The organism is Nocardia araoensis NBRC 100135 (assembly GCF_000308435.1).
Classification (GTDB): Bacteria; Actinomycetota; Actinomycetes; order Mycobacteriales; family Mycobacteriaceae; genus Nocardia; species Nocardia araoensis.
In genome coordinates, this window is record NZ_BAFR01000313.1 from 1 (window position 1) to 6,494 (window position 6,494).

A 6,494-nucleotide genomic window follows, 5' to 3' on the forward strand; every position below is an offset into this window, starting at 1 on the left:
GCCCGGCACTGGAACGGGCCCGTTCGTCGAAGTCGCGTCGTCTGCGTTCGGCGTCGAGCAGGTCCAACGCCCCCGCGCCGTCCCGCGCGAGACGTTCCAGCGCACTCCAGTCCCCCGGCGAGATCGCCGGCCAGTTGTCGCCGACGATGGCGTCCCAGTACGGACTGTCGCGCTCCGGTTCCATCAGCGAGTCAGACGAACTCGGTACGGCTGCGCACCGCGGCGGCGCCCGCGCGATCGGCGTCGCCGTGGGTGTACGACACTTGGGCGGTGACCGCTGTCGTCGCGTCCACCCGGCGGCCGTTGGCCCGCACCGCACGCTCGAACGTGGTCTTGATCCACTGCGTGTGCGCCACCAGTCGCCGATCGATCTCCGATTCGGGTCGCCTCGGCGCGACGAAACCACTACTGATCTGCTGGACTTGGCCGCCGACCGTGGTGATCGCGGTGTGGAACTTCCGCGCGGCGGCGACGACCTCGTGCGGCTCGTCGGTATCGAATTTGTCGGTCATGTCGCTGTCCTGTCTCGCCCTCGCGGCGGTCGGCACTCAGGTGTCGCGTCGGAACTCGGCTTCCTCCATAGCGCGATACGACGCCTCGGTCGGAAGGTCGAACGAATCGATCGTGTAGGAGCGGGTGCCCTTGTACTCCATCTCCGCTCGCAGCCCGACACGCGACTTGGCGTGCGCCAGCCGCGCGAGCTTGACGATCTGCGACGCCAACCACTCGTCGCCGTTCTCGCGGGCGTCATCGGTGAGGTACAAGCCGATGATCTCGCCGTCTCGGTCGCATCCGACGCCGACGGTGTGGTCGGGGTTGAACACCTCGTAGGTCATCCTCCGCCAGTCCGGTGCGGCGGCGTCCTGCTCGTCGACATCATCGACATCGTCGACGTCGTAATCTTCCATGTGGATCGAATGTATGTCGGTCATCGGCTGCTCTCCGAGAATCGTTCACCGGCTTGCGGATTGATCAAATAGTCGGCGTCGTCGGTCATCGACTCCAGGCGCGCGGCCAGCGCGGCCCAAGCGGCGTCCTCGATGCGCATGACTTGGCGCATCTGCCAGAACCGGGCCCCGAGATACAACTCGCCGGTGCCGTCCGGGGCCACGTCGAGATGGTCGGGACCTTCGGTAGCCGGGTTCAGCGTCACCGCCGTCACCGGCGGACGGGTGTCGTCGACGTTCACCAGTGTCGCCCCGCCGCCAGGAATGAAACTCTGCCGCAGCCTGGCACTGCTGCCGATCGCGACATCGGCGCTGTTGGTGGTGACGGTGACCTCCGGATTCAACAGCAGTTGCAGCACCCACGATCGGGCCGTCTGCTCGGGATGGTCGGCGTTGATCGCGATCGTCAAGGTCGCGGCCAAGTCGATCACCAGGACCGCGTCGGTAGTGGTGACACCGGCGACCACCAGACGGCGGGCGGTGCCCGTCGGATACGGCAGGTCGTCGGCAGCCAGGGACACCACGTCCGCGCCGACGCCGCCACCTGTGGCCGGATGCGCGGAGACGGTTCCGGTGGCGACATCGATCGTGTAGGCGACGATTATGTCCGAGATGCCATCCGCCACCCCGGCGAGCCGGACCAGCCCCTCGTCGTGCAGCCACCGCACCGTATCCGCGACGGTGACCTCCGGTGCGGGTTCGGTCATCAGGCCTGCCCGGAAGCGGTGGTGATCGGCTCGTCTGCGTCGATGGGGTGCTCCATCACGCTCTGGTACTGCCGCGCCGCGTCGGCGGTGCTCTCCCGGATCGCGGCCATGATCTCGGTGACCAGTTCGGGGCAGGTGAGCCGGTCGGCCGTGCCCGGCGCGAGGTAGAGATCGGTCAGCCTGCCCATCGCATCGACCTCCGGGATGACCGCGCCGCTGGGCGAGGGCCTGCGGGCGCGAATGTTGTCGATCTTCTCCCGCATCTCGGCGATCCGGTGCCGCAGATCCCGGGCGGCGTCCAAGGCCGCCTGCACGTCCGGGTGGATGGAACTCACGACGCCACCTCTCTGCGCTCACTCATGCGTTACCTCCGGGTTGGGAAGGGGTTTGGTTGCTCGGCGCCGGCGTGGGCGGAGTCACGGTCGGGGCAATGGTCGGCCGTTCCCCGATCACCGCTTCGGTGTGTGGTGTGTCGTCCACGTACATCAAGCGGTCGGGGTGCCACGCCACGACGCGGTTTCGGTCGTTGTTGCCACCCGAGTTGCCCATGCCGGGCGCCATCGGCATGTACGGCATCATCGGCGATCCGCCGCGCGCGGCGGCAGCGGTGGCCGCCGACGACGTACCGAGCGGTTCGATCACCGGTGTGCGCGGCATGCCCGAACCCAGGCTGGCCGCGGCGGCCACCGGCAAGGCGCTCGCCGCAACGGTTTCCGCTTCGACATCCGGGATGCCTAGGCCGGGACTGCCGACGGGCATCCCGCTCGGGCTGCCCGTGCCGAGCCCGCTGGGGATGCCGAGGTCGTCGTAACCGTAGTCGTCGAGGCCGTAGTCGTCGTAGGCGTCCGAGGTATCCGACTGTCCGAGCTGACTCAACGGCATTCCGGCCGAGGCCATCGCGCTCATCAGGGCGGGCAGCATCTGGGTCAACGCGCTGCTGTCGCCGCTGCCGCTGCCACTGCCCTTTCCGGCGCTTTCGCTGGTTCCTTCGCTCGCGCCCACCTTCGAGCCGACCTCGGTGGAGTAGCCGGTGATCGTCTCCGCCGAACGCGCGTTCTGCTCGTTGAACTTCGCCAGGGCGGCCTGGATGCCGAGCTCGTTCTTGGAACGCATCGCCGCGATGAGCTCTTTGCGCGCGGCGATGATCTCCTCCGGCGTGGGGTGTTTGGCTTTCGCGGTCCGGAATGCGTCGCTGTAGGTATCGATTCCGTCGGCCAGCATCCCGAGGCCGAGGCCGAGCTGATCCAGCCACCCCCGGCGCTGGCCGAGCTCCGCGGCGGCCGCGGAGCCGACCGGTTCCCAGTTCTGCATCGACTTCGCCGCCGAGGTCACGCCCTCGATCGCCGCGAGATGCGGACCGCCGGCGAACTTGCGCAGCGCGTCCGCGAATCCCTTCGCCGCACCGGGCCCGGGGCCCGAGTGCAACTGCTGAGCGAAAGTCAACGGGTCGACGGCTCCGCCCGCGGCGGGGAACCGCAGACCCGGCGGGCGCCGTTGGCCGATCTCCTGCACTTCGCCGACCGGATTGGCGACCAGTTCACCGCCGCTGCCGTTGATCCTCCGAGCGCCTGCGTCGTCGGCCGCGGTGTAATCGGCGGCGGCCGCACCGATGTTGTACGCGGTCCGCTGGATATCGGTGAGGACACCCGCCATTCCGTTGAACAACGAGGCGGCCTGCGCGTTGAGTTGCGGTACCGCCGCGGCGGAAATCGGGTCAGCCCCCGCGGGCACGACCCATCCCCCGGGCATCGCCGCACCGGTATCGCGCGCCATCGCGGCGAGTTTCGACGCCGCAGCGACGAGTTCCTGCGGATCCACCTTCAGCGCCATCGCGACCTCCTCTCCTCATCTCCCCGCACTACTCGCGCGATCAGCCCGCGGGTGTCGCGACAACCGGCATTGCCGCGGCCGCGGACTGATCGGCCGAGCCCGGCGTACCCGAGGGCGCGCCCCCGTCCGCCGGCGCGGTCATCTCGACGCCGTTCGGGTGCGCGTACCCCTCGAACAAGTTCGTTTCCGAGGCGATCTCGGGCATCTTCGGGTCGAAAGGCTTCAGCTCGCCCTTGACGATGACCTCCAATGAAGGGCCGCCCTGTTCTTCGGGCCCGAAGACGACGAGAACCGCGGTCGAGTTCGTCCACGTGGCGACGTCGCCGGTCATCAGCTGGAAGTCGCCGACACGTTGGCCGATCTGCTTCTTGTCCGAGAACTTCGCCGCCGTCTTCTCGTACGCTTTTTGCGCGTCGGTCCCGCTGTGGTTGCCGAACGCCGCGTCCAGAACTTGCGCGGTCTGCGCGGAAACCTTCTGTGTCTTTCCGGTGGGCGGGAACGAGTAGACCACGCTGCCGTCCGCACCCGGCGTACGGCCGGGCGCGACCGTCGGCTGGGTGGAAGACGTTGTGCCGGTTGGCGCGGCGGTGTGCTGGGTCGTCGCCGCCGGGGCCGTTGTGGCAGGCTGCACGGCAGTGGGCTGGGCCGTGGTCGGTGCCACGACCGGCTGCGGGGCAACCTCGTCGAGTTCGTCGTCGTAGCGGCGCGGATCCAGCTCCGCACGGCGGTTGTTCAGGTCCTGGTCGGCGAGGTTTCGCATCATCATCTCGCGCGCGAGCAGAGAACCTATGTCCATGCCGCTGCCCATAGGCGACGCGGCTGCCGTCGACGGCACGCTCGGCGTGGAGGGTGTCGTGACGCCCGGCGTCGTGGTCCCACTGGGGTCGAGACTGCTGGGCGTCTGACTGGTCGAGCCAGGGTTGTCCGTACCGGAGGTGTCCAGATCGGTCGGCGTCGTGCTGGGGCTGGTCGGGTCGTCCAGACTGTCCAGGCCGGTGGGGAGCGCGCTGTTGTCCACGGCCGGCGGGATCGTCTGATCGGTGGTACCGGGGGCCGTGGGCCAGTTCGATGTGTCGACGGGAGGCGGAGTGGCCGCGGGATTGTTCGCCGCCGCCTCCAGTTTCTTTATCTGATCTTGCAGTTCCTTGATCATCTTCGTCTGATCGTCGATGTCCTTGGCCACGCCGCCCAGCCCCTGCCTGACAGTATCGATCTCGGCAGCAAGGGAATCGTTGGCATCAGTCACCCAGGTCAAGATATAACTGTCGATTTGTATGCCCTGGGGTGGGGCGATAGGCGCCATCGCCACAATTTTCTCGTCGATTACCTTATTGGTCACTTGCTGCCCCGCTTCGGACCATTTTCCGGATTCTCGTACCGACTTCACCAGTTCGCTGACGTTGCTGTTCAGGTCGCTGTACGACCGCTTCAGCTTCACCGCCACCTCTGCGTAATCCTTGAAAGTGCCGACATTCGCAGGGGGGACCTGTGGCACATCCGGAGGATTGGGAGGATCACTCTTCGAATCTTTTCCGAGACTCTTCCAGATCCCGTCGAAGTTTTGATACAGGCTCTTGAAGCAGGAATCGGTGAAGACCGAGAAGACCCATTCGGCCGGATAATTGCCCTCCTGGATCTTCTTCCGGTCGGGCATCAGCATCGGGTGCATGTCCGTCATGGAACCGCCCCTCAGCTAGTGCTGAATGTCGTTGATGCGTTGAGCGGCTTGGTCGGCAGCGTCGCCGGATATGTCTGCCCTTGTCCCGGAGCCGAGCCCGGCCCCCCTTGATGCCCGACGCCCGAAAACCCGGCACTCAAGCCGGCGCCGGTCAACCAACCGCGGGCGCCATTCAGTGAGACGCCCCTATTGCCGAACGCCGTTCGGACATCCCTGCCGAATGTTGCTCGGGCAATCTGGGTAGGGTTTCTTATAGCCGGGTGGATCGCACCGTCGAGCATCCGCCTCGCCAGATTGCGCCCGCCCAGCGTCGCGAACGCACCCCGGGCGGCACCGCCGGCCCCGCCTCCCAGCAATGACAAGGCGCCGGTTTCGACGCCACTATCCAAGGACTCGCCCCAGCTTTTGCCTTCGACAGTTTTGTCCCAGAGCGTCTCCGCCGCGAAGCCGGCCAGGGCACTGCCTGCCGCAACGCCGATCGCCGTGCCGACACCCGGGACAACCGACCCGAGCGCACCACCGGCAAAGGTGATACCAGTGGTGACCGCGAACTTACCGATGGACGACCATGAAACACCGAAGGGCATGGGATCACCTCGAGGATGCTAGGCGGAGCGCCGGTGCACGGCGGCTTGCTGGTCTTCACGTGCGTCCATCGCGGCCGACCCGACCTGGGTCAGAGGCTCGCAAGGCTCGTGCCTCACCACGGCAAAGTCCGCCTTTCGATCGAACTCCCCATCGTCGACCGGAGCGGCGTACGCGGCGATCGACCATGAGTGAGACCTACTTTCGACGTCTTCATTGTCGAGGCTTCCCAACTACGGGAAGCAGCGCGCTGGAAGAACCGGGAGGCCGGTCCGAATCCGTCTACACTGACATGCGCGAATTGTCCAGGCTGCCAGATGAGTTCACAGCGACTTGTGAGGATGGGTTGGATGAACGTCTGCGACCCACCGCTCGAACCTATCGTTCGGGCATCCTCCACCTGCCGATGGCACCGACAACCGGGGGACGATCATGACCTCTGCTGAAATCTGGCCCGCCGGGGTCGAGGTGGCAGCGCAAGAGCCGGACGAAACGGCGGAAGATCAGCAGACCGGCCCTGCGACGCCATGGTCGAGCCGGCCGGATCAGCAGCGGTCACGGCCGGGCACGGCCGTACCGGGACAACCGAGCGTTTTCCCTCCGCCGGGGCAAGCGGGCGCTCCGGCACCCGGCCAATCCGCTGGCGCCGGACAACCGAATGCGTCCAATTCGCCGGGTGTTTCGGGTCCGGCTGTGCCGGGTTCGCCGGGTGTGCCTGGTCAGGCGGGGTTGCCTGGGGGTGTGCCA

The 6,494-nt window shown here is 66.9% G+C and carries 8 protein-coding genes; all 8 read right to left on the reverse strand.

Translation table 11 applies throughout. The features are described 5' to 3' along the window. On the reverse strand, positions 1 to 184 hold a 184-nt coding region (locus ON21_RS30985), incomplete at its 3' end, for a hypothetical protein (RefSeq protein ID WP_039803921.1). 7 nt (positions 185 to 191) lie between these two features. Next, positions 192 to 512 (reverse strand): hypothetical protein, encoded by a 321-nt coding sequence (locus tag ON21_RS30990; RefSeq protein WP_157171053.1) that lies wholly within the window; start codon positions 510 to 512, stop codon positions 192 to 194. Positions 513 to 548: 36 nt separating this feature from the next. Further along, complete coding sequence (locus tag ON21_RS30995; protein ID WP_245562808.1) at positions 549 to 908, reverse strand: hypothetical protein; 360 nt, start codon at positions 906 to 908, stop codon at positions 549 to 551. 20 nt (positions 909 to 928) lie between these two features. Then, positions 929 to 1,654, reverse strand: coding sequence for a hypothetical protein (locus ON21_RS31000; protein ID WP_063821161.1), 726 nt, complete (start codon positions 1,652 to 1,654; stop codon positions 929 to 931). Then, positions 1,654 to 1,989 carry a YbaB/EbfC family nucleoid-associated protein gene (locus ON21_RS31005; RefSeq protein ID WP_039803927.1) on the reverse strand — a complete coding sequence of 112 codons (336 nt, stop codon included), beginning with the start codon at positions 1,987 to 1,989 and terminating at the stop codon, positions 1,654 to 1,656. The genes ON21_RS31000 and ON21_RS31005 overlap by 1 nt, the downstream gene beginning before the upstream one ends. Positions 1,990 to 2,011: 22 nt before the next feature. After that, entirely contained in the window at positions 2,012 to 3,484 is a 1,473-nt protein-coding gene (locus tag ON21_RS31010; RefSeq protein WP_039803929.1) for a PPE domain-containing protein, read from the reverse strand. 40 nt (positions 3,485 to 3,524) lie between these two features. After that, on the reverse strand, positions 3,525 to 5,162 hold the full coding sequence (locus ON21_RS31015; RefSeq protein ID WP_039803930.1) for a hypothetical protein: 1,638 nt from the start codon (positions 5,160 to 5,162) through the stop codon (positions 3,525 to 3,527). Between the two features lie 11 nt (positions 5,163 to 5,173). Beyond that, positions 5,174 to 5,749 (reverse strand): hypothetical protein, encoded by a 576-nt coding sequence (locus ON21_RS38875; RefSeq protein WP_157171054.1) that lies wholly within the window; start codon positions 5,747 to 5,749, stop codon positions 5,174 to 5,176. Positions 5,750 to 6,494 lie beyond the last annotated feature (745 nt).

Coding starts and splice junctions, on each gene's coding strand:
- ON21_RS30990 (WP_157171053.1), bottom strand. CDS start 512: ATGACCGACAAATTCGATACCGACGAGCCGCACGAGGTCGTCGCCGCC.
- ON21_RS30995 (WP_245562808.1), bottom strand. CDS start 908: ATGGAAGATTACGACGTCGACGATGTCGATGATGTCGACGAGCAGGAC.
- ON21_RS31000 (WP_063821161.1), bottom strand. CDS start 1,654: ATGACCGAACCCGCACCGGAGGTCACCGTCGCGGATACGGTGCGGTGG.
- ON21_RS31010 (WP_039803929.1), bottom strand. CDS start 3,484: ATGGCGCTGAAGGTGGATCCGCAGGAACTCGTCGCTGCGGCGTCGAAA.
- ON21_RS31015 (WP_039803930.1), bottom strand. CDS start 5,162: ATGACGGACATGCACCCGATGCTGATGCCCGACCGGAAGAAGATCCAG.
- ON21_RS38875 (WP_157171054.1), bottom strand. CDS start 5,749: ATGCCCTTCGGTGTTTCATGGTCGTCCATCGGTAAGTTCGCGGTCACC.